Origin of the sequence: Streptomyces sp. H39-C1, from assembly GCF_027158125.1 — a bacterium.
GTDB classification, from domain to species: Bacteria; Actinomycetota; Actinomycetes; order Streptomycetales; family Streptomycetaceae; genus Actinacidiphila; species Actinacidiphila fildesensis.
Genome location: NZ_JAPVLS010000101.1, coordinates 1 through 22,984, shown reverse-complemented (window position 1 = coordinate 22,984; position 22,984 = coordinate 1). Strand labels below are relative to the sequence as shown.

15 protein-coding genes are annotated in these 22,984 nt (G+C 71.1%); 9 read left to right on the top strand and 6 right to left on the bottom strand.

Annotated elements, in window-relative coordinates; translation table 11 throughout:
* From mtrB to O3W51_RS40520, 5 genes are all read left to right on the top strand, one after another.
* Positions 1-1,905, top strand: coding sequence for an MtrAB system histidine kinase MtrB (mtrB, locus tag O3W51_RS40540; RefSeq protein ID WP_138358884.1), 1,905 nt, complete (start codon positions 1-3; stop codon positions 1,903-1,905).
* On the top strand, positions 1,905-3,755 hold the full coding sequence (locus O3W51_RS40535) for an LpqB family beta-propeller domain-containing protein (RefSeq protein ID WP_239070823.1): 1,851 nt from the start codon (positions 1,905-1,907) through the stop codon (positions 3,753-3,755). Before mtrB ends, O3W51_RS40535 begins: the two co-directional genes overlap by 1 nt.
* Positions 3,756-3,921: 166 nt before the next feature.
* Entirely contained in the window at positions 3,922-4,635 is a 714-nt protein-coding gene (locus O3W51_RS40530) for a ComF family protein (RefSeq protein WP_138358882.1), read from the top strand.
* Between the two features lie 280 nt (positions 4,636-4,915).
* Complete coding sequence (gene hpf / locus O3W51_RS40525) at positions 4,916-5,593, top strand: ribosome hibernation-promoting factor, HPF/YfiA family (protein WP_138358880.1); 678 nt, start codon at positions 4,916-4,918, stop codon at positions 5,591-5,593.
* A 132-nt stretch (positions 5,594-5,725) separates the two neighbouring features.
* Positions 5,726-6,466, top strand: a complete 741-nt coding sequence (locus O3W51_RS40520; RefSeq protein ID WP_138358878.1) for a response regulator — start codon at positions 5,726-5,728, stop codon at positions 6,464-6,466.
* A gap of 69 nt (positions 6,467-6,535) precedes the next feature.
* Here O3W51_RS40520 and O3W51_RS40515 read toward each other — a convergent pair whose 3' ends face one another.
* The gene (locus O3W51_RS40515; protein ID WP_187144894.1) at positions 6,536-7,732 is read right to left on the bottom strand and encodes a winged helix-turn-helix domain-containing protein; all 1,197 of its coding nucleotides are present in this window, start codon (positions 7,730-7,732) and stop codon (positions 6,536-6,538) included.
* A 109-nt stretch (positions 7,733-7,841) separates the two neighbouring features.
* On the bottom strand, positions 7,842-8,432 hold the full coding sequence (locus tag O3W51_RS40510) for a GNAT family N-acetyltransferase (RefSeq protein WP_138358874.1): 591 nt from the start codon (positions 8,430-8,432) through the stop codon (positions 7,842-7,844).
* 197 nt (positions 8,433-8,629) lie between these two features.
* Here O3W51_RS40510 and secA point away from each other — a divergent pair, with 197 nt between their 5' ends.
* Entirely contained in the window at positions 8,630-11,407 is a 2,778-nt protein-coding gene (secA, locus tag O3W51_RS40505; protein ID WP_138358872.1) for a preprotein translocase subunit SecA, read from the top strand.
* 109 nt (positions 11,408-11,516) lie between these two features.
* On the opposite strand, the gene O3W51_RS40500 is transcribed toward secA, so the two are convergent.
* Positions 11,517-11,990, bottom strand: a complete 474-nt coding sequence (locus O3W51_RS40500) for an Rv3235 family protein (RefSeq protein ID WP_164608352.1) — start codon at positions 11,988-11,990, stop codon at positions 11,517-11,519.
* A gap of 211 nt (positions 11,991-12,201) precedes the next feature.
* Between O3W51_RS40500 and O3W51_RS40495 the strand changes: the two genes are divergently transcribed.
* The 3 genes from O3W51_RS40495 (at position 12,202) to O3W51_RS40485 (ending at position 18,689) form a co-directional block, all read left to right on the top strand.
* Positions 12,202-12,708, top strand: a complete 507-nt coding sequence (locus O3W51_RS40495; RefSeq protein WP_164298256.1) for a DUF6912 family protein — start codon at positions 12,202-12,204, stop codon at positions 12,706-12,708.
* Positions 12,709-12,748: 40 nt separating this feature from the next.
* Positions 12,749-13,405, top strand: a complete 657-nt coding sequence (locus O3W51_RS40490) for an HAD family hydrolase (protein WP_269288822.1) — start codon at positions 12,749-12,751, stop codon at positions 13,403-13,405.
* 340 nt (positions 13,406-13,745) lie between these two features.
* Positions 13,746-18,689, top strand: a complete 4,944-nt coding sequence (locus O3W51_RS40485; protein ID WP_138357598.1) for an NAD-glutamate dehydrogenase — start codon at positions 13,746-13,748, stop codon at positions 18,687-18,689.
* Between the two features lie 97 nt (positions 18,690-18,786).
* Here the strand turns inward: O3W51_RS40485 and O3W51_RS40480 are convergent, their stop codons facing one another.
* From O3W51_RS40480 to O3W51_RS40470, 3 genes are all read right to left on the bottom strand, one after another.
* A complete protein-coding gene (locus O3W51_RS40480; RefSeq protein WP_269288820.1) occupies positions 18,787-20,109 on the bottom strand; it encodes a serine/threonine-protein kinase in 1,323 nt (440 codons plus the stop codon).
* A gap of 177 nt (positions 20,110-20,286) precedes the next feature.
* On the bottom strand, positions 20,287-20,904 hold the full coding sequence (locus O3W51_RS40475; protein WP_138357597.1) for a class I SAM-dependent methyltransferase: 618 nt from the start codon (positions 20,902-20,904) through the stop codon (positions 20,287-20,289).
* A gap of 302 nt (positions 20,905-21,206) precedes the next feature.
* Positions 21,207-22,984 (bottom strand): CDP-glycerol glycerophosphotransferase family protein (locus tag O3W51_RS40470; RefSeq protein ID WP_269288819.1); only part of this gene is annotated, 1,778 nt, incomplete at its 5' end.

Genomic DNA, 22,984 nt, shown 5'->3' with positions numbered 1-22,984 from the left:
ATGTCGGCGTCGTACGAGCGTGAGCGCTTGGAGAGCCGGCATGCGGACCCGCTGAGCGGTCTGCTGCCGGTGCTGCGCTCGTGCGTGCGCTGGGCACGCCGTCCGTTGCTGCCCGCTGTCCGGCTGTGGCGGCGCAATATCCAGCTGCGCGTGGTGGCGGTGACGCTGCTGATGTCGCTGGGTGTCGTGCTGCTGCTGGGTGTGGTCGTCATCGGGCAGGTGAAGAACGGTCTGCTCGACGCGAAGGAACAGGCGTCGCGGGGCCAGGCGAGCGGTGGTTTCTCCGTGGCGCAGGCGCAGGCCGACAAGGAGAAGGAGCGGGACGCCGTTCCGGTCGCGGGGGGTGCGACCACCCGCGGAATGATCGACTCCGGCACCTGGCTGACCAACCTGGTCGGCCAGCTCGCCAGTGGCGGCAAGGGCGTCTACTCGGTCGTCGCGCTCAGCCCCGGGACCGGTGACGGCGCCGATGCCCGCGGCCCGCGCACCTCGGGCCTGCTGCTGCCGGACGACAGTATTCCGCAGGACCTGCGGGACAGCGTCGAGACGCGTTCCGGGTCGCACGAGACCTACGCGACGATCAAGCGGGAGAACGATTCCAAGCCGCAGAACGCCCTGGTCATCGGCAAGCGGCTCAGCGATGTGAACGGCAAGCCGTACCAGCTCTACTACGTCTTCCCGTTCGATCAGGAAGAGACCACCCTCGGTCTGGTCAAGCGCACCCTGGCGACCGCGGGGATCTTCGTCGTGGTGCTGCTCGGGGCCATCGCCTGGCTGGTCACCCGCCAGGTCGTGACCCCGGTCAGGATGGCCGCCGGGATCTCCGAGCGGCTCGCCGCCGGCCGGCTCCAGGAGCGGATGAAGGTCTCGGGCGAGGACGACATCGCGCGGCTCGGCGAGTCCTTCAACAAGATGGCGCAGACCCTGCAGATCAAGATCCAGCAGCTGGAGGAGTTGTCCCGGCTGCAGCGCCGCTTCGTCTCGGACGTCTCGCACGAGCTGCGCACCCCGCTCACCACCGTCCGGATGGCCGCGGACGTCATCCATGACGCCCGTGAGGACTTCGACCCGGTCACCGCGCGCTCCGCGGAACTGCTCGGCAGCCAGCTCGACCGGTTCGAGGGGCTGCTGTCCGACCTGCTGGAGATCAGCCGGTTCGACGCGGGCGCCGCGGACCTGTCCGCCGAACCGATCGACCTGCGCGACGTGGTGCGGCGCGTGGTGGACGCCGCCGAGCCGCTGTCCGAACGCAAGGGCAGCCGGGTGATCATCAGGGGCGACGAGCAGCCGGTGATAGCGGAGGCCGACCCGCGCCGGGTCGAGCGCGTCCTGCGCAACCTCGTGGTCAACGCCGTGGAGCACGGTGAGGGCCGCGATGTGGTGGTCCGGCTGGCGACGGCCGACGGGGCGGTCGCGGTCGCGGTGCGGGACTACGGCGTGGGACTCAAGCCCGGTGAGGCGACCCGGGTGTTCAACCGGTTCTGGCGCGCCGATCCGGCGCGGGCCCGTACCACCGGCGGAACGGGCCTCGGCCTGTCGATCGCGGTGGAGGACGCCCGGCTGCACGGCGGGTGGCTGCAGGCATGGGGCGAGCCCGGCGGCGGCTCGCAGTTCCGCATGACGCTGCCGCGTACCGCGGGCGAGAGCCTGCGCGGCTCACCGATCGCGCTGGAGCCCGAGGACTCCCGGCGCAATCGCGGCCTGAACGCTTCCGGCGCGCCGCCGCGGCCGGACGCCCCGCCGATGCCACGTACCTCCCCGCTGTCGCCCGCGCTGCCGCCGATGCCGTCGGCACCGGCGCGGCCGCCGTCCGCGAACCCCGCGGCGCTGCCCGGGAACGGGTCGCGGGTGGTGGGGCACGAGCCGGGTGTCCCGGGAGACTCTGCACGGGAGGACGAACGCTGATGCGGGCGATGGGGGAGCGGCGGACCGGGTGGGGCGGTCGGCAGGCCCGGCTGTGGCTGCCGGTGGTCTGCGCGGTGCTGCTCGCGGGATGCGCGTCGATGCCGGGCAGCGGCGAGGTGCACAAGGTCGCGGGGGAGCAGAGCGCCGATTCGGACCAGCAGGTGCAGGTGCTCGGGATCAAGCCGCAGCCCGGCGAGTACCCCGACCAGATCGTGCGCGGGTTCCTGGAGGCGACCACCAGTGACGAGGCCGAGTACGCGACGGCCAAGGAGTACCTGACGACGTCGATGGCCCAGCACTGGGACCCGTTCGCGAAGATCACGGTCCTGTCGGGCGGCCCGTCGCCGGTCGAGGAGCAGGCCGGGACCGCGCGCAAGGAGGGCCTCCACACGTTCGGGCTGAGCGGTACGCAGGTCGCGGCGGTGGACGAGAAGCACGCCTACACCTCGGGTGACGGCACGACGTTCCACACCTCCTTCCAGCTGGTGAAGGAGAAGAACGAGTGGCGGATCGACTCGGTCGACAACGGGCTGGTGCTCACCGAGTCGGACTTCCAGCGGATCTACCACTCCGTCAACATGTACTACTTCGCCAACCTCGGGACACCCAGTGCGGGGGCGCCGACGCTGGTGGCCGACCCGGTGTATCTGCGGCGGCGGATAAATTCGCTGGAGTCGGCGGTCTCGGCGATGCTCGGCGGCCCGACCGACTGGCTCGGTCCCGTGGTGCGCTCCGCGGCGCCCAAGGGCGTGGCGCTCTACAACAAGGACGCGGACCACGGCGTCTCCCTCGATGACTCGCAGCATCTGCGGGTGCGGCTGAACTCGATGGCGGACCGCCTGGACGCGGCGCAGTGCCAGCGGCTGGCGGCGCAACTGCTGCCCACGGCGCAGAGCCAGTCGGCGACGAAGATCACTTCGGTGGAGGTGCAGCGCGCGAACGGCGATTCGGCGTGCACCCTGTCGGACGAACGGGCCAAGCCATATCTGCCGGAGACGCTGAGCGGGGTCTCGCCCCGGCAGTTCTTCATCGACGACCACCAGCAGCTCGTCGCGCTGCCCGACGACAGCAGTTCGCTGGCGGAGACCGTGCCGGGCGTGCTCGGCGGCGCCACCGCGAAGCTCGTGTCGGCCGCGGTGCAGCGGGACGAGCAGTTCGCGGCCGGGGTCAGGACCGGCGGCCGCGAGCTGATCGTCGCGAGTATCGCCAAGAGCTCCGCCGACCCCGGACGGGTGGTGTTCACCAGCGCCGCGCACGCCGCGAACGACGGTCTGAGCGCGCCCAGCTGGGACGGGTACGGCAACCTGTGGGTGGCCGACCGTGACGGCCCGCGGTCCCGGCTGCTGATGCTGCGCGGCGGTACGGGCGAGCCCTACGAGGTGCCGGTGCCGGATCTCGGCGACGGGCGGATCCAGTCGCTGCGCGTCGCACCGGACGGGACGCGGATCGCGATGCTGGTGAAGAAGGGCGGCCGGACGACGCTGAAGCTCGGCCGGATCGAGCGGGGCGGGACGGCGGAGGTGCCCGTGATCACGGTGACGGCGCTGAAGGGCGTGACTCCGCAGCTGGAGGACGTCACCGCCGCGTCCTGGGCGGGCGGCAGCCGCCTGCTGGTGGTCGGGACCGAATCGGGTGGCCTGCAGCAGATCCAGTACATCAACACGGACGGCTCACTGCCGTCCACGCCCGCCCTGCCGGGCATCAGCGACGCGGCCTCGGTGGCGGCGTCGGAGGACCAGACGAAGCCGCTGCTGGCGGCGTACAAGGGCGGTATCTACCGGCTGTTGGCGCAGGACGCGAACTGGAAGCAGATCGCGGCGAAGGGCATCGGGCCGGTCTACCCGGGCTGACGTCCGGCACGACACCCCTGGTGAGGGCCTTGTCCGGAGCCCGGTGAGGGTTCCGGGCCCTGGCGGGCATCCGGTGCGGGCTCCGCCACGGTTCTCCCGCGCGGGGTTATCCACAGGCCGGGCGGGGGTCTGGTGAAGGGATCCCGCAGCGGGCAGAGTGGTGGCCATGCGGGCGTGGTGGCGGGAGTTCACCGGACTGGTCCTGCCGGTCGACTGCGCGGGATGTGGCCGGCCGCGCACGGCACTGTGCGGTGCGTGCGGAGAGCTGCTGGGCTCGACGGACGGGGCGGCCGTGCGGCGGGTGCGGCCGGATCCGGCGCCGGGCGGGCTGCCGGTGGTCCATGCCGCGGCGACCTACGCGGACGAGGTGCGGGCGGTGGTGCTCGCGCACAAGGAACGCGGCGCTCTGGGGCTGGCACGGCCGCTGGGCGCGGCATTGGCCGGGGCGGTGCTCAAGGTGGGCGCAGTGGGGCCGTTGCTGCTGGTGCCGGTGCCCTCCGCGCGGCGGACGGTCGCGGCCCGGGGGCACGACGCGACCCGGCGGATCGCACGGTGCGCGGCCGGGGAACTGCGCCGGTCGGGGCAGCGAGCGCGGGTGGCCGCCGTGCTGCGCCAGCGGCGGGCGGTCGCAGACCAGGCGCGGCTGAGCGGGCGCGAGCGGCTGGAGAACCTGTCGGGTGCCGTGGTGGCCGCAAGCGGTGGCCACAGGCTGCTGGAGGTGGCTCCTGTGGTGCTGGTGGACGACCTGATGACCACCGGGGCGTCGCTGGCCGCGGCGGCGCGGGCGGTGGAGGCGGCGGGCGGCCGGATCGCCGGTGCGGCGGTCGTCGCGGGGCCGGTGGGAACGGAACTTTGGCCTGAAAGACATCGTTGCAGCTAGTACAGCCGGGCGTTCACCCGAACGGAGGTATACCGATGCTGGGGATGCCGACCTTCGCTCCTCAGGACTATGTTCGGTTGTGAGGCAAGGTGAACATCATGGGGTGTTGATCTTGCTGGTGGGGGAGAAGGAGGTGAAAGCGGCCGCTTCGGTGGCTCCGGGGAATTCCGGGGCAGGAGAAGCAGCAGCTGACGCAGCGCCGGACGGGACAGGTGCCCGGCCGGCCTAAGCGAATGGGATGCGCTCCGCGTGTTCGGAGCGATCCGGAACGGAGTTCTGAGTGGACATCGTCATCAAGGGCCGCAAGACCGACGTGCCTGATCGGTTCCGTAAGCACGTGACCGAGAAGCTGGACAAGATCCAGAAGCTCGATGGCAAGGTGATCAGCCTTGACGTCGAGGTGTCCAAAGAGCTCAACCCCCGCCAGTCGGACCGTTCCGACCGGGTGGAGATCACACTGAACACCCGCGGCCCCGTGGTGCGAGCCGAGGCCTCTGCGGCCGATCCGTATGCCGCGCTCGACCTCGCGGTGGCCAAGTTGGAGGCGCGGCTGCGCAAGGCGGCCGACAAGCGCCGGGTGCATCACGGCGGAGGGCGTACGCCCCTCAGCGTCGCCCAGGCCACAGCCTCGCTGACCGGCGAGCTGAACGGCTCGGCGCCCGCACCGGCCGTGGAGAACGCCGTACCGACGACCCGGATCGGGCCGCTCGAGGTACAGGGGGACGGCCCGTTGGTGGTGCGCGAGAAGACGCACGCCGCGGCGCCGATGGCGCTCGATCAGGCTCTCTACGAGATGGAGCTGGTCGGGCACGACTTTTATCTGTTCATCGACTCCGACACGGGCTCACCGAGTGTCGTCTACCGGCGGCACGGCTACGACTACGGAGTCATTCACCTGAAGGCGGACCCGTCCGCCGAGGAGGCGCCCGCAGGCGCGGGCGGCGCGCTACGCCGCTGATTCACAGCTGAAACGCACCATGGATGGCATCGCCCCCGGGGCCTTTCCCGGGGGCGACGCCGCGCCCCGGACAGGCCCCAATCATGAAAGCATGGGTGTAGCTGCCAACTCTGGCCTGAGGGGGAGGATCTGATGCCGGACAGCTTCGAGCCCGCAGACATCAGCGACGAGGGGCACGCCCCTGCGAGGGACCACCTGGAGGCGCCCCGCAAGGAGCCCATCCGGGTACTGGTCGTCGACGATCACGCCCTGTTCCGGCGGGGGCTGGAGATCGTCCTCGCGCAGGAGGAGGACATCCAGGTCATCGGCGAGGCGGGGGACGGCGCGGAGGCGGTGGAGAAGGCCGCCGACCTGCTGCCGGACATCGTGCTGATGGACGTCCGGATGCCCAGGCGCGGCGGTATCGAGGCCTGCACCTCCATCAAGGAGGTCGCCCCCAGCGCCAAGATCATCATGTTGACGATAAGCGATGAAGAGGCCGACCTCTACGAAGCGATCAAGGCCGGCGCGACGGGATATCTGCTCAAGGAGATCTCCACGGACGAGGTCGCCACCGCCATCCGCGCGGTCGCCGACGGCCAGTCGCAGATCAGCCCTTCGATGGCGTCCAAGCTCCTCACCGAGTTCAAGTCGATGATCCAGCGGACCGACGAGCGGCGGCTGGTGCCCGCACCGCGGCTCACCGACCGGGAGCTGGAAGTGCTCAAGCTCGTGGCGACCGGTCTGAACAACCGTGACATCGCCAAGCAGTTGTTCATCAGCGAGAACACCGTGAAGAACCACGTGCGCAACATCCTGGAGAAGCTGCAGCTGCACTCCAGGATGGAGGCCGTGGTCTACGCGATGCGCGAGAAGATCCTCGAAATCAGATAGCCGGTAGCCGGTGTCCGGTGGCCGGTAGCCAGCAACAGGAGACGCCGGCGCCGGGCAAGGGGCGCCGGGTCAGCGGCGGTCGTGGGTCCGGTTCAGGGCGTCCGCCAGCGGCTCCCGCAGCGCTTCCGGCAGCACCCGTTCCACCCGCGCCTCCACGCAGCCGACCCAGCCCGCCGCCTCGGCGATCGCCTCGGCCGCCGGCTGCACCGCCTTCGGGCCGTCGAGCGTCACCTGCCGGGCCACGAGGGTGCTGCCCTCGCGTGCCGGGTCCACCCGGCCCACCAGATTACCGCCCGCCAGCAGCGGCATCGCGAAATAGCCGTGGATGCGCTTCGGCTTGGGGACGTACGCCTCCAGCCGGTGGGTGAAACCGAAGATCCGCTCGGTGCGCGGCCGGTCCCAGACCAGGGAGTCGAACGGGGACAGCAGGGTCGTACGGTGCCGGCCGCGCTTCGCGGCGGACTCGGCGTCCAGCACCAGCGGGTCCGCCCAGGCCGGCTTGCCCCAGCCCTCGACCTCCACCGGGACCAGTCCGGAGCCCTCGATCACCGCCATCACCTGCTCGCCCTTGAGCCGGTGGTAGTCCGCGAGGTCGGCGCGGGTGGCCACGCCCATCGCCGCCCCGGCCTGCGCCACGAGCCGCCGCATGCACTCCGCGTCATCGATGTCGTCGTGCAGCAGAGCGTCCGGAATGGCGCGCTCCGCCAGGTCGTAGACGCGCTTCCAGCCGCGCCGCTCGGTGCAGACCACCTGGCCGGTGTCGAGCAGCCACTCCACCGCGATCTTCGTCTCCGACCAGTCCCACCAGGGGCCGCCGTTCTTGGCGCCGCCCAGTTCCGTGGACGTGAGCGGCCCGTCGGCCTTGAGCCGGTCCAGTACGGCGCCGCACGAGCGGTCGGCGTCCTCCAGCACGTGCCAGCGGTGGCCGCGGTCCCGCCGGGCGCGGCGCCGGAAGGCGAAGTGCGGCCATTCCTCGATGGGCAGGATGCAGGCGGCGTGCGACCAGTACTCGAAGGCGTGCGACTCGGTCCAGTACGCCTTCTCGATGGCGTCCCGGCCCACGGCGCCCAGCCGTGCGTACGGAATGAGCTCGTGCGACCGCGCCAGGACGGAGATCGTGTCGAGCTGGACCGCTCCCAGCCGGCGCAGCACCCCGCGGACCCCGGCGCGCCGGTCCGGGACGCCGAGCAGGCCCTGCGCGCGCAGGGCGATCCGGCGGGCATCGTCCGCGGACAGGGTGGCTACGGGGCGGGGCAGCGGTGTCATGCCGGAGAGCCTAGAACGCGCCACTGACAATGCCCCGGGCCCACCGGCGACCCGGCCGCCCGCGACCCGTGCACCGCCTGCCGAGGTCCCACTCGCCCGCCGAGGATCCCTACTCGCCCGGGAAGGGCAGATACGGCGTCGCCAGCGGAAGCCCCAGGTCCGAGGGGAGCAGCGAACCGGTCCAGCAGTCCCGCCGGGTGCCGTTGTGGACGATCTTGGCCCGCATGGTGCCCTCCATGACGAAGCCGATCCTGCGGGCGACCGCGCGCGATCCCTCGTTGCCCGCGTCCGCGAACCACTCCATCCGCTGCACGCCGAGGTCGGCGAAGGCCCACCGGCACACCGCGAGGCCGGCCTCCACGGTGTACCCGCGGCCGCGCTGCTCCTTGACCGCCCAGTAGCCGAGCTCGGCCTGGTGGTCGGGCGCGCCCAGCTTGCCGAGCCGCACCAGTCCGACGGAGCCGACCAGCGTGCCGCCGTCCCTGGTAAAGGCGCCGAAGTTGTAGAGGATGTCGTCGGCCCACCCCTGGGCGCTCACCGGACCGGTGAAATCCGCCGCGTCCTGACGCGTGTACGGCGACGGGACGCTGGTCCAGCGGGGGATCTCCGGGTCCTGGCAGGCTTGGTACACCGCGTCGGCGTCGGCCGGCCCCAGCGTGCGCAGAACCAGGCGTTCGGTGGTGAGGGTGATGGGCTCCATGAGCGGAGTATCGCCGACCGCCGGGCCGGTTGAAAAAGCGATTTGTATCACTACGCGGGGTGACGGCGGACCGGTGTGCTGACGGACCTCCCGGCCTGCAGGTGTCCTCGCTTACGATGGCCGTTGCGGCGGAGTGCATCCCGCTGTGCCCAGCGCGAGATTACGTGCCAGGCCCGACCGGCAAGGAGCCAGCCTACGTGTCCGTCTTCAACAAGCTCATGCGTGCAGGCGAAGGCAAGATCCTGCGCAAGCTGCACCGCATCGCGGACCAGGTCAATTCCATTGAAGAGGACTTCGTCAATCTGACGGACGCCGAGCTGCGGGCCCTCACCGACGAGTACAAGGAACGGTTCGAGGGCGGCGAGACCCTCGACGACCTGCTTCCCGAGGCGTTCGCCACGGTCCGTGAGGCCGCCAAGCGCGTGCTCGGCCAGCGTCACTACGACGTCCAGATGATGGGCGGCGCAGCTCTCCACCTCGGATATGTCGCAGAAATGCGCACCGGTGAGGGCAAGACCCTGGTCGGCACCCTGCCCGCGTACCTGAACGCGATCTCCGGCAAGGGCGTCCACCTCATCACCGTCAACGACTACCTCGCCGAGCGTGACTCGGAGTGGATGGGCCGGGTGCACAAATTCCTCGGCCTCGAGGTCGGCTGCATCCTGGCGAACATGTCGCCGGCGCAGCGCCGCGAGATGTACAACTGCGACATCACGTACGGCACCAACAACGAGTTCGGCTTCGACTACCTGCGCGACAACATGGCGTGGTCGAAGGACGAGCTGGTGCAGCGCGGCCACAACTTCGCGATCGTCGACGAGGTCGACTCGATCCTCGTGGACGAGGCCCGTACCCCGCTGATCATCTCCGGCCCCGCCGACCAGGCCACCAAGTGGTACGCCGACTTCGCGCGCCTGGTGAAGCGGCTGAACAAGGGCGAGGCCGGCAGCATCGGCGTCGAGGAGACCGGCGACTACGAGGTCGACGAGAAGAAGCGCACGGTCGCCATCCACGAGAGCGGCGTCGCCAAGGTCGAGGACTGGCTCGGCATCGACAACCTCTACGAGTCGGTGAACACCCCGCTCGTCGGTTACCTGAACAACGCGATCAAGGCCAAGGAGCTCTACAAGAACGACAAGGACTACGTCGTCATGGACGGCGAAGTCATGATCGTCGACGAGCACACCGGCCGTATCCTCGCGGGCCGCCGCTACAACGAGGGCATGCACCAGGCGATCGAGGCGAAGGAAGGGGTGGACATCAAGGACGAGAACCAGACCCTCGCCACGATCACCCTGCAGAACTTCTTCCGCCTCTACGACAAGCTCTCCGGCATGACCGGTACGGCCATGACCGAGGCCGCCGAGTTCCACCAGATCTACAAGCTCGGTGTCGTCCCGATCCCGACCAACCGCGACCTCGCGCGGCTGGACCGGGCGGACCTGATCTACCGCACCGAGGAGGCGAAGTTCGCGGCGGTCGTCGAGGACATCGCAGAGAAGCACGAGAAGGGCCAGCCGGTCCTGGTCGGCACCGTCTCGGTCGCGAAGTCCGAGTACCTGTCGGCGCAGCTGTCCAAGCGCGGTGTCCCGCACGAGGTGCTGAACGCCAAGCAGCACGACCGGGAGGCGTCCATCGTCGCCCAGGCCGGCCGCAAGGGCGCGGTCACCGTCGCCACGAACATGGCCGGCCGTGGCACCGACATCAAGCTCGGCGGCAACCCCGAGGACCTCGCCGAGGCCGAGCTGCGCCAGCGCGGCCTGGACCCGGTCGAGCACGTCGAGGAGTGGGCCGCGGACCTGCCGGCGGCGCTGGAGCGCGCCGAGGCGGCCGTCAAGGCCGAGTTCGAAGAGGTCAAGGAGCTCGGCGGCCTGTACGTGCTGGGCACCGAGCGCCACGAGTCCCGCCGGATCGACAACCAGCTGCGCGGCCGCTCCGGCCGTCAGGGCGACCCGGGCGAGTCCCGCTTCTACCTCTCCCTCGGTGACGACCTGATGCGCCTGTTCAAGGCGCAGATGGTCGAGCGCGTGATGTCGATGGCCAATGTGCCGGACGACGTCCCGATCGAGAACAAGATGGTGACGCGCGCGATCGCGTCCGCCCAGTCGCAGGTCGAGCAGCAGAACTTCGAGATCCGCAAGAACGTCCTGAAGTACGACGAGGTGCTCAACCGCCAGCGCGAGGTCATCTACGGCGAGCGCCGCCGCGTCCTGGAGGGCGAGGACCTGCACGAGCAGGTGCGGCACTTCATGGACGACACGATCGAGGCGTACATCGACGCCGAGACGAAGGACGGCTTCGCCGAGGACTGGGACCTGGACCGGCTGTGGAACGCCTTCGGGCAGCTCTACCCGATCAAGATCACCGTCGAGGACCTGGAGGACGCGGCCGGCGACCGGGCCGGCATCACCGCCGAGTTCATCGCCGAGACCGTCAAGGACGACATCACCGAGCAGTACGAGGAGCGCGAGGCGCAGCTCTCCGGTGACGTCATGCGCGAGCTGGAGCGGCGCGTGGTCCTGTCGGTGCTGGACCGCAAGTGGCGCGAGCACCTCTACGAGATGGACTACCTCCAGGAGGGCATCGGGCTGCGCGCCATGGCGCAGCGCGACCCGCTGGTCGAGTACCAGCGCGAGGGCTTCGACATGTTCACCGCCATGATGGAGGGCATCAAGGAGGAGTCCGTCGGCTACCTGTTCAACCTGGACGTCCAGGTCGAGCAGCAGGTCGAGGAGGTCCCGGTCGAGGACGCGGCGCCGTCGCTCGTCAAGGACGCCCGTCCGGAGATCCGCGCCAAGGGCCTGGAGGCCCCGAAGCGGGCGGACCGGCTGCACTTCTCCGCTCCTTCGGTGGACGGCGAGGGCGGTGTCGTCGAGGGCGACTTCGAGAGCGAGGGTGCCGGTTCCGACGGGGACGGCCAGACGCGCGCGGAGCGCCGCAAGGCCGCCAAGGGCGGCAAGCGCCGCAAGAAGTAGCGCGGGCGCACGGCGCGAAAAGTCGCGCGGTAAGCACCGGCCGGGGCCGGACTCCCATCGTGGGGGTCCGGCCCCGGCCGCGTTCCCACGAGGCCGCGGGGGCGGCGGGTCAGCGGGCCTCGACCGCGGTGCAGCGCCAGACACCCCCGCCCGCCCCGTCGGCGTCCCCGCCCGTTCCGCCCGCCGGGCCGCGCTCCAGCCGGAAGGCGATGGCGCGGAAGGCGTCATGGGCCAGGGAGACGACGGCCGTCACCTCCAGGGCGCCGTCGTGCTGCCGCGCGACCTGGCAGCTGTGGACGTAGGGTGCTTCCCCGCGGGCCCGGCGCTGCCAGTCGGCGCGGGAGGTCACCAGCTCCCAGAGCCGGTCGTAGGCGGGGCCGCGGACCCGGCCGGCGAGGCAGCTGATGGGCTGCCGTCCGGTGAGGACGGTGAGCAGCCGGCCGGCGAACCACAGGTGCGGCGGAACGGCGGCCGGCCGGCCCGCCCGGACCGGCGGGCGCCGGTGGTCGTGCCGGTTGGGCGGCCCGGACCGGCGGGTGCGGGCCGGGCCGGGACGGGCGGACGCTGGTGAGGTGACGGCCATGCTGATACCCCCGTGGTGCGGTGCCGGCGGGATCCGCCGGATTCGGCCGGATGTGGCCGGGTACGTACCCGGGCCACCGGTTTCTACCGTTCGGTAACCCGGTTGTACGCGCCACCGGGGGGCGGGGACAACGCGGTCCGCCGGCGCGGGACGCGGGCGGCCGTTTCACCTATCCGCGTGGTCGCGCCGTTACGCACGTATGCTGACGGCCATGCGCGTCTACATCCCCACGACCCTGTCCGGCCTGGCCGAGGCCCACAAGGCGGGCGAACTGGGCCCCGCACCGCTGGACGCCTACGCGGTCACCCCCAGCCTTCGCGAGTGGTACGTCTCCGACGACATCGAGGAGCTGGAGTACGCGGCGCTGACCCGGGCCGCCCAGGCGTCGCTCCGGCAGCTCGCCGTGAACCCCGACGCCCCGCGCCGCCGCATCGTGCTCGCGGTGGACGTGCCGGAGTCGGCCGTCACCTTCGACCCGGACCGCGGGCTGGACGCCGCAGCCCTCGGCGAGGTCCGGCTGGCCGCGGTGGTGTCGATGAGCGATGCCGCCGCCGTACACCTGGACGCCACCGACGCGGAGCAGGACGTGACCGCCGCGGCGCTGGCGCTGGGCGCGGCCGACGCGGGCGACGACGACGCCCAGTTCACCGTCGACGGCGCGGAGGACCACGAGCTGCTCTGGTTCGCGACGCAGGAGATCCCCAACCTGATCGGCTGAGGCCGCCGGGCTGTCGTACCCGCCGGGTAACGTCGGGGGCGTGAACGCTCATCTGGTGTGGGACTGGAACGGGACCCTTTTCCACGACATCGACGCGGTGCTGGAGGCCACGAACGCCTCCTTCGCCGACCTCGGCCTGTCCCCGATCACCCTGGACCGCTACCGCGAGCTGTACTGCGTGCCGGTGCCTAAGTTCTACGAGCGGCTGATCGGCCGGCTGCCCACGGACGCGGAGTGGGTGGTGATGGACGAGGCGTTCCACCGGCACTACTGGGAGCGGGCGGGGAACTGCGGTCTCGCCGAGGGCGCGGCCGAGCTGCTCGCCGCCCAGCAGCACGCGGGGCTGACGCAGTCGCTCTGTTCGCTCGCCCCGCACGATCTGCTGATACCGATCGTGCGCACCCACGGCATCGAGCGGCACTTCGTCCGGATGGACGGCGCGACCGGGCCGTCCGGCGGCGGCAAGGCCGAGCAGATGGTCCGCCACCTCGCCGCCCTGGAGGGCGTCTCACCCGACCGCGTCGTCGTCATCGGCGATGCGGTGGACGACGCGCTGGCGGCGGCCCACGCGGGCGCACACGCCGTTCTGTACACCGGGGGGTCGCACAGCCGGGTCAGTCTGGCGGCCGCCGGGGTGCCGGTGGTGGATTCGCTCGCGGAGGCGGTCGAGGCCGCCCGGCGGCTCACCGCGGGATGACAGGTCCGGATGATCGGCCCTGAATGACCAGGGCCGGTCGGCCGGCCCCGGGATGACGGGGCCTGACCGGATCGGACATCCGGCTGTTTGCGCGCTGTCCATTTGGTCCAAGAATCCGGCCAGGTTTTGTACAGAGGCGTCCCCTGACAGCCCCCCGGGCCGGAGCGATAGCCTTACTGCGTGATCAGCGTTGATCCATGCAGGCGGGTCCGATCCGTAAACAACGGTACGGCGCCCCTGTATCCCGGCATAGCGTCGTCCCGTAGCGGTGAACCCGCGCCCCGGGACGCCGCGCCATCACCCGACGTCACGCAACGGCGCGCGACAGGAGTCAGAGGACATGCAGACCAAGCTGGACGAAGCCAAGGCCGAGCTGCTCGTACGGGCGGCCCGGGTAGCTGAGAACAGCCCGGCAGGGGGACACCCCGGCCAGGGCCTCGACGCAGAGGCGCTGACCGCGTTCCTCCAGCGCTACTACCTGCACAGTGCACCGGAGGACCTGCTCGACCGCGATCCGGTCGACGTGTTCGGCGCGGCACTGTCCCACCACCGGCTCGCAGAGGTACGCCCGCAGGGCACCGCGAATGTCCGGGTCCACACCCCGACGGTCGAAGAGAACGGCTGGGCCTGCAGCCACACCGTCGTCGAGGTCGTCACCGACGACATGCCCTTCCTCGTCGACTCGGTCACCAACGCCCTGTCGCAGGCCGACCGGGCGATCCATGTGGTGGTCCACCCGCAGATCGTGGTGCGCCGCGACGTGACGGGCAAGCTGCTGGAGATCATCGGCAACGGGTGCTCGCTGCACGACAACGGCGGCGACCCCGACAACCTCCCGCACGACGCGCTCACCGAGTCCTGGATCCACGTCGAGATCGACCGTGAGACCGACCGCGAGGATCTCAAGCAGATCACCGCGGAGTTGCGCGGCGCGCTGTCCGACGTCCGTGAGTCCGTCGAGGACTGGACGAAGATGCGCGAGGCCACGCTCCGGATCGCCGAGGAGCTCGCCGCGACGCCGCCGCCGCTGCCCGAGCAGGAGGTCGGCGAGGCCTGGGAGCTGATGAAGTGGCTCGCCGACGACCACTTCACCTTCCTCGGCTACCGCGAGTACGAGCTGACCACCGACGCCGGCCCGGACGGCAGCGGCGAGGACGTCCTGTCGGCGATCGCCGGCACCGGCCTGGGCATCCTGCGCTCCGACCCCCAGCACGGGGACGACGGCACGCACCCCGGCTCCCCGTCGTTCAACCGGCTGCCGGCCGACGCACGGGCCAAGGCCCGTGAGCACAAGCTGCTGATCCTCACCAAGGCCAACAGCCGCTCCACCGTCCACCGGCCCTCCTACCTCGACTACGTCGGGGTGAAGAAGTTCGACGCCGAGGGCAACGTCATCGGCGAGCGGCGCTTCCTGGGCCTGTTCTCCTCAGCCGCGTACACCGAGTCGGTGCGCCGCGTCCCGGTGATCCGCCGCAAGGTGGAGGAGGTGCTGGAGGGCGCCGGCTTCACCCCGGACAGCCACGACGGCCGCGACCTGCTCCAGATCCTGGAGACCTACCCGCGCGACGAGCTGTTCCAGACCCCGGCCGACGAGCTGCGCTCCATCGTCACCAGCGTGCTGTACCTGCAGGAGCGCCGCCGGCTGCGGCTGTTCCTGCGGCAGGACGAGTACGGCCGCTACTACTCCGCGCTGGTCTACCTGCCGCGCGACCGCTACACCACGGCGGTGCGGCTGCGGCTCACCAACATCCTCCAGGACGAGCTGAACGGCCACAGCGTCGACTTCACCGCCTGGAACACCGAATCGGTGCTCTCCCGGCTGCACTTCGTCGTCCGCGTGGCGCCCGGCACGGCCCTCACCGACCTCACCGAGGCCGAGATCGACCGGATCGAGGCCCGGCTCGTCGAGGCGGCCCGCTCCTGGGCCGACGGCTTCGCCGAGGCGCTCACCGCCGAATGCGGCGAGGAGCGGGCCGCCGAGCTGACCCGCAGCTACGCCCAGGCCTTCCCCGACGGCTACCGGGCGGACTTCACCCCCCGTTCGGCCGTCGCGGACCTGCAGCACATCGAACAGCTCAAGCCCGAGGGCGACTTCACCCTCAGCCTGTACGAGCCGGTCGGCGCGGCTCCCGGGGAGCGCCGCTTCAAGATCTACCGCACCGGTGCGCCCGTCTCGCTCTCCGCCGTTCTGCCGGTGCTGCAGAAGCTCGGCGTCGAGGTCGTGGACGAGCGCCCCTACGAGCTGCGCCGCACCGACCACACCCGCGCCTGGGTGTACGACTTCGGCCTGCGGCTCGACCCCTCCCTCGGCGATCTCGGCGACGACGCCCGTGAGCGCTTCCAGGAGACGTTCGCCGCCACCTGGACCGACGAGGCGGAGAACGACGGCTTCAACTCCCTGGTGCTGCGCGCCGGGCTGAACTGGCGCCAGGCCATGGTGCTGCGCGCCTACGCCAAGTACATGCGGCAGGCCGGCTCCACCTTCAGCCAGGACTACATGGAGGACACCCTCCGGAACAACGTCCACACCACCCGGCTGCTGGTGAACCTCTTCCAGGCCCGGATGTCCCCGGACCACCAGCGGGCCGGCAAGGAGCTGACCGACGGGCTCCTTGAGGAGCTCGACGGCGCGCTCGACCAGGTCGCCTCGCTGGACGAGGACCGCATCCTGCGGTCCTTCCTCACCCTCATCAAGGCGACGCTGCGCACCAACTACTTCCAGCGCCGCGACGACGGGCAGCCGCACAGCTACCTGTCGATGAAGTTCGACCCGCAGGAGATCCCGGACCTGCCCGCGCCCCGCCCGGCCTTCGAGATCTGGGTGTACTCACCGCGGGTCGAGGGTGTCCACCTGCGCTTCGGCAAGGTCGCCCGCGGCGGGCTGCGCTGGTCCGACCGGCGCGAGGACTTCCGTACCGAGGTGCTGGGCCTGGTCAAGGCGCAGATGGTGAAGAACACCGTGATCGTGCCGGTCGGCGCCAAGGGCGGCTTCGTCGGCAAGCGGCTGCCCGACCCGGCGGTGGACCGTGACGCGTGGCTGGCCGAGGGCATCGCCTCGTACAAGACCTTCATCTCCGGCCTGCTCGACATCACCGACAACCTGGTGGGCGGCGAGGTCGTCCCGCCGAACGGCGTGGTGCGGCACGACGAGGACGACACGTACCTGGTCGTCGCCGCGGACAAGGGCACCGCGTCCTTCTCCGACATCGCCAACGAGGTCGCCGTCAGCTACGGCTTCTGGCTGGGCGACGCGTTCGCCTCCGGCGGCTCGGTCGGCTACGACCACAAGAAGATGGGCATCACGGCCAAGGGCGCCTGGGAGTCCGTCAAGCGGCACTTCCGCGAGATGGGCCACAACACGCAGTCCGAGGACTTCACGGTCGTCGGCGTCGGCGACATGTCGGGCGACGTGTTCGGCAACGGGATGCTGCTCAGCGAGCACATCCAGCTGATCGCCGCCTTCGACCACCGGCACATCTTCCTGGACCCGACCCCCGACGCGGCGGTGTCCTACGCCGAGCGGCGCCGGATGTTCGAGCTGCCGCGCTCCTCGTGGGCGGACTACGACAGCTCGCTCATCTCGGCGGGCGGCGGCATCCACCCGCGCAGCGCCAAGGCCATCCCGATCACCGCGCAGGTCCGCAAGGCGCTCGGCATCGAGGGGAACGTCGCCAAGCTGACCCCCGCCGAGCTGATGAAGGCGATCCTGCAGGCCCCTGTGGACCTGCTCTGGAACGGCGGCATCGGCACCTACGTCAAGGCCTCGACCGAATCGCACACCGACGTCGGCGACAAGGCCAACGACGCGATCCGCGTCGACGGCGCGGACCTGCGGGTCAAGGTCGTCGGCGAGGGCGGCAACCTGGGGCTGACGCAGCTCGGCCGTATCGAGTTCGCGCTCAACGGCGGCCGGATCAACACCGACGCGATCGACAACAGCGCCGGCGTGGACGCCTCGGACCACGAGGTCAACATCAAGATCCTGCTCAACAGCGTGGTCGCGGACGGCGATCTGACCGTCAAGCAGCGCAACACGCTGCTCGCCGCGATGACCGACGAGGTCGGCAGCCTGGTGCTGCGCAACAACTACGCGCAGAACGTCGCGCTCGGGAACGGCATGGCGCAGGCGTCCAGCCTGCTCCACGCCCACCAGCGCTTCATGCGCAAGCTGGTGCGCGACGGCCGGCTCGACCGGGCGCTGGAGTTCCTTCCCACCGACCGGCAGATCCGCGAGCGGCTCGCCAACGGGCAGGGGCTGAGCCAGCCCGAGCTGTCCGTGCTGATGGCGTACACGAAGATCACTGTCGCGGAGGAGCTGATCCACACCGACCTCCCGGAGGATCCGTACCTGCGCACGCTGCTGCACGACTACTTCCCCAAGCCGCTGCGCGAGCGGTTCGAGACGCAGATCGAGAGCCACGCGCTGCACCGTGAGATCGTCACGACGATGCTGGTCAACGACACCGTCAACACCGGTGGCACGACCTTCCTGCACCGTTTCCGCGAGGAGATCGGCGCGACCGGCGAGGAGATCGTCAGGGCGCACACCGCGGCCCGCGCGATCTTCGGGCTCTCCGCGATCTGGGACGACGTCGAAGCGCTCGACAACGTCGTGGACGCCGATGTGCTGACCCGGATCCGGCTGCACTCGCGCCGGCTCGTCGAGCGCGCCACGCGCTGGCTGCTCAACAACCGGCCGCAGCCGCTGGAGATCGCCGGGACCATCGAGTTCTTCCGCGACGGGGTGGCCACCGTCTGGTCCCAGCTGCCGAAGCTGACGCGCGGCGCCGACCTGGAGTGGTACCAGAGCATCCATGACGAGCTGACCGGCGCGGGTGTCCCGGAGGAACTGGCCACCCGGGTCGCGGGCTTCTCGTCCGCCTTCCCGGCCCTCGACATCGTCGATGTCGCGGACCGCACCGGCAAGGACCCGCTCGAGGTCGCCGAGATCTACTACGACCTCGCCGACCGGCTCCAGATCACCAAGCTGCTGGACCGCATCATCGAACTGCCGCGGGCCGACCGCTGGCAGTCGATGGCCCGCGCGGCCATCCGCGAGGACCTCTTCGCGGCGCACGCCTCGCTCACCGCCGACGTGCTGTCCGCCGGGAACGGCACCTCCAACCCGGAGCAGCGCTTCAAGGCGTGGGAGGAGCAGAACGCGGCGCTCATCGGCCGTGCCAGGACCACCCTCGACGAGATCCAGGGCTCGGAGGAGTTCGACCTCGCGAACCTGTCGGTCGCGATGCGGACGTTCCGTACGCTGCTGCGCGCCCGCCGCTGAGGCGGGGGCCGACAGGCCCACGCCGACGCAGGACCGTGAACGCCGGCCGGACCCCGTACACCGGGGCCCGGCCGGCGTTCGTGCGCTCGGGGGTGCGTCAGCCGGCCGTTCCCGGCACGGGTGCGCTCGGTGCCGGCCCCTGGGGCGATACCGGTGTTCCGCAGCACCGCGAGGTGCCGGGCGCCGGTGAAGGGGTGGCCGGTGGCGGGCGGTGGTCGCCGTTCCGCAAGAAGGCGAAGGTCAGGGTCACCGCGAGGAGCAGGGCGACGACGCTGCCGGCGATCGCGAGCAGCGTCTGCTGGCGGTACTTGCCGCCCACCGGCGGTACGTCGGGTGTGGCGGTGCCCCAATTGGACCAGGTGGAGACGACCGGGCCGAAGAGGTTGCCGGGAGCCGGCTCGGCGGAAGGGTCCGGTGCGGAGTCCGGTGCCGAGTCGCCTAATGTCATGGATTCCGGCTCGGGCGGCCGCTGGGCCGCGGCCGCGCGCCGGACGATCTCCGCCGTCAGCGGCTCGGGCAGCCAGTCGGTGACATCGCGCAGGGGCCGTCCGGCGGCCCGCTCGCACAGTCCGGCCAGTTCGGCGGGCTCGGGCCGGTCGGCGGGATCGGCGGCCAGACAGCGCTCCAGTACCGGTCGCAACAGGTCCGGGTAGCCGGACAGGTCCGGTGGCCGGAGGGCGGTGTTGGCGATCCGGGTGGCGAGGCTGATGGGGCCGCCGGGACCGAGTTCGCCGTACGGATGGCGGCCGGTCGCGACCACCGCGGCGAGCAGGCCGAGCGAGAAGATGTCGCTGGCGGGCGTGAGGGCGTCCCCGTTGGCGTGCTCGGGCGACATGTACTGCGGGGTCGTGATGAGGCCGCCGCCACGCGTCGGACGGGTGGATTCGGCGGCCCTGGCTATGCCGAAGTCGGCCAGCCAGGGACCGTCGTCGCTGAGCAGGACGTTGCCCGGCTGGAGATCGCGGTGCACGATGCCGCCGGCGTGCACCGCGCGCAGCCCCTCGGCCACACAGCCGGTCAGCTGCAGGGCGGCGGGGAGCGGCAGCGGCCCGAAGGCGGTGAGCGCGTCGTCGAGGGAGAGGCCGGGTACGTAGGCGGTGGCCAGCCAGGGCCGGTCCCCGGTGGAGTCATGGCCGACGATCGGGACGACGTGGTAGCCCCGGACGTCCCGTGCGGCCCGCACGTCCCGCTGGAAACGCCGGCGGAACTCCTTGTCCCGCGCGTACTCCCGGCGGATCACCTTCAGGGCCGCGGGCTGCCCGCCCGGGGTGTGCGACAGATAGACGGTGCCCAGGCCGCCCTCGCCGATCCTGGCGAGCAGCCGGTACCCGGCGATCTCGCGGGGATCGTCCGGCCGCAGTGCGCCGAGAGCGCCGGGCGCGTCGCCGCTGTCGCTGTCGTTGCTGGCGATGTCCGGCACCCCCGATTGGCGATCGAGGAACGATGCTATCGGTCCGAACTCCTGTGCATGGCAGGGGAATCCGGCCAGGAAAAGGATGCTCCACGGCCGTGTTCCGCCCCGCGGGGACGACTGCGCCCCCGCCCTCCCGGCGGACCGGGTGGACGGGGGCGCGGCTGGTTCGCGGAGTGCGGCCGGTCAGGCCGTCGGAGCCGAGGAGACCAGGACGAACTCGTTGTAGGGGAAGATCTTCCCGGCCGCGCGGGGGAACGGGAAGGAGTACGTGCGCTTCGTGGTCAGACCCGCCTCGTCGGCGTAGGCCCGCAGCTCCTCGAAGCCGACGAAGCGCACATGCGTGGCGTCCGTGCGGTAGCCGGCCTCCTGCGGGGTGATGAGCACCACCGAGCCGCCGGGCTTGAGGTACGGCAGGTACTGGGCGAGCAGACCGGACGCGACGTCCTCGTCCAGGTGCTCCAGCACGTGCGCGCAGAGCAGGCTGTCGAACGAACCGGGCCCGCAGTCCGCGGCCTCGGCCAGCTCCTCCGGGGTGTACGCGGTCAGACCGCGCTCACGGGCGGTCGCCACCGACGTCGGGTTGTGGTCCACACCCACGCTGTCCGGACCGCAGTTCTGCAGGTTCCGGCCCAGTCCGCAGCCGATGTCGAGCACCCGGCCCAGCTTCAGGCGGCGCAGGTTCCAGCGGTACGGGGCCTGCGTGGGAAGCAGCCGCTTGATGCCGGCCTTTTCCAGGGTCGCCAGACGCTCGGTGTAGTTGGCGTCGGCGGTGCTCTTACGGTCCTGCGAGGTGTCGGACATCAGCCGGAGTAGCTTTCTCTGGGATGAACGGGAAGAACGCTGGGTGACGAGAGGCCGGGCCCGGCCCGGGGACCGGCGGCGGGCGACCCTGTCTGAGCCGACCTGGACGGGAGGCACTCTTCTTGAATCCTCCCCCAGCCGAAGCAGGGGGATTCCTGGCTCACGCTGCTCGGTCGCTCAGCGAACAATCGAGTCTGACGCGATCAACACCAGCCGGGGTGAAACCAGCCCGGTTTACGTGAACGCTAGCAGCGCGGAGAACGCAAATACCAGGGCCGTCCGGCACGGTGGCCGGCGGGCTCTCACCCTTGATCGGAAAACAGCAGGTCAGCGACCCGGGAGGCGGCCGAGCCGTCGTCCAGGGGGCAGAAAGCGGTGTGGAAACGGGCATAGCTCTCCGCACTGCGCCGGATGACGGAGTCCAGATCGCGCAACGCGCCGATCAGGTCGTCGGTGCTGCGCAGCAGCGGGCCGGGCGCCTGGGCCTCGAAATCGAGGTAGAAACCGCGGACGGTGTTCCGGTAGTGGTCCAGGTCCGGCGTGAGGAACAGCATGGGGCGCCCGGTGTTGGCGAAGTCGGCCATCACGGACGAGTAGTCGGTGACGAGCACGTCCGCGATCAGCAGCAGCTCGGCGAGATCCGGGTAGCCGGACACATCGCGGGCGAAACCGCCGCCGTTGACCGGCACCCGGTCCGCGACCAGCGGATGGGCGCGCACCAGGAGCACGTGGTCGGCGGCGAGCGCCGACTCGGCGGCGGCGAGGTCCAGGGCCAGGTCCAGCCGGTAGTGCCGGTCGTCGTACGCCCGGTCGTCGCGCTGGGTGGGGGCGTACAGGACGACCCGCTTGTCCGCCGGGAGACCGAGCTGGGTGCGGACCTCCTCGGCGAGCTTGTCCCGGTCGTCGGCGAAGAGCAGATCGGTGCGCGGCAGCCCGGTCTCGACGACCTCACCGTCGTAACCGAGCGCCTGGCGCAGCAGCGGGGTGCTGTACGGGTTCGGGGAGATCAGTACGTCCCACTGGTGGCCGCGCAGGGGCTGCGGCCACAGGTGGGCGAGGTCGGCGCACAGGGTGCCGGCCAGGTCCTGGCCGATGCGTTTGACGGGGGTGCCGTGCCAGGTCTGGACGACCCGCTGGCCCTCGCGCCGCTCGAACCAGGCGGGCAGGTGGGTGTTGGTGACCAGATGACGGCTGCGGGCGAGCGCCTCGTGCCACGCCGCGCTGCCATGGGTGACGGCGCGCACGGTGGGCGGCAGCTGCACACGGGCGTCGCCGACCACCCACAGGTGGTCCAGGGCGGCGCCGCGGCGCACCAGCTCCTCGTGCACGGCGCGCGGCGAGTCGGAGTACTGGCGCCCGTCGAAGCTGCTGTACAGCACGGTGTCGCGCAGCGTACGGGCGCGGGCCTGCGGATAGTGCCGCTCGCGCAGCAGGCGGCCGCGGTACGGGCCGCGGTCCTCCGGCGCCACGGTGGGACCGGCGTCCAGGAACAGCTGGTCGTGGCAGCGGCGGTCCAGCGTGAGGGCCCGGTCGGCGTCCGGCAGCTGCGTCGGGACCGGGAGCGGGAGAGGAAGCGACGGGAACGCGCAGGGGGCCACGTGGACGGGGGTCTCGCCGGTGACGTCGGTGTTCTCCGCGCTGCCGGTGCGCAGGTGGAGGTACCAGTGCCCCTCGGTCGGCGCGGCCTCCGCGGGCCGGACGGTCACGCTGAAACGGTCCCCGTCCGCGGTGACCGGGAAGGCTGCCTCCGCCCGGTGGGTGCCGTGCCGCAGCACCAGTTCGGCTCCCTCGGGGGTCCTGGCCGGCAGTTCGCCCTCGATGAGCAGCGAACCGTCCGCCTGCAGTCCCACCTGGTCGGCCACGGCGCGGAGCGTACGGTCCCGCAGCTCCAGGTCGCCGGCGGCGGTGACCCCGAGGACCAGCTCACGGTGGAGCCCGCCGAGCAGGGGGTCGGTGCCGAGCGCGTACCGGCCGGGCGACAGCGACGGGCCGACGGCGATCCGGGTCGACCCGTCGGCCAGGGTGAAGGCGACGTCCCAGGTCGCGCTCGCCCCGGGGGAGGCGCCCGCCGGGCCGTCGG

Excerpts from the sequence above, each read along its gene's own strand:
- mtrB (WP_138358884.1), top strand. The coding sequence starts at position 1 with ATGTCGGCGTCGTACGAGCGTGAGCGCTTGGAGAGCCGGCATGCGGAC.
- O3W51_RS40535 (WP_239070823.1), top strand. The coding sequence starts at position 1,905 with ATGCGGGCGATGGGGGAGCGGCGGACCGGGTGGGGCGGTCGGCAGGCC.
- O3W51_RS40530 (WP_138358882.1), top strand. The coding sequence starts at position 3,922 with ATGCGGGCGTGGTGGCGGGAGTTCACCGGACTGGTCCTGCCGGTCGAC.
- O3W51_RS40520 (WP_138358878.1), top strand. The coding sequence starts at position 5,726 with ATGCCGGACAGCTTCGAGCCCGCAGACATCAGCGACGAGGGGCACGCC.
- O3W51_RS40515 (WP_187144894.1), bottom strand. The coding sequence starts at position 7,732 with ATGACACCGCTGCCCCGCCCCGTAGCCACCCTGTCCGCGGACGATGCC.
- O3W51_RS40510 (WP_138358874.1), bottom strand. The coding sequence starts at position 8,432 with ATGGAGCCCATCACCCTCACCACCGAACGCCTGGTTCTGCGCACGCTG.
- O3W51_RS40500 (WP_164608352.1), bottom strand. The coding sequence starts at position 11,990 with ATGGCCGTCACCTCACCAGCGTCCGCCCGTCCCGGCCCGGCCCGCACC.
- O3W51_RS40495 (WP_164298256.1), top strand. The coding sequence starts at position 12,202 with ATGCGCGTCTACATCCCCACGACCCTGTCCGGCCTGGCCGAGGCCCAC.
- O3W51_RS40485 (WP_138357598.1), top strand. The coding sequence starts at position 13,746 with ATGCAGACCAAGCTGGACGAAGCCAAGGCCGAGCTGCTCGTACGGGCG.
- O3W51_RS40475 (WP_138357597.1), bottom strand. The coding sequence starts at position 20,904 with ATGTCCGACACCTCGCAGGACCGTAAGAGCACCGCCGACGCCAACTAC.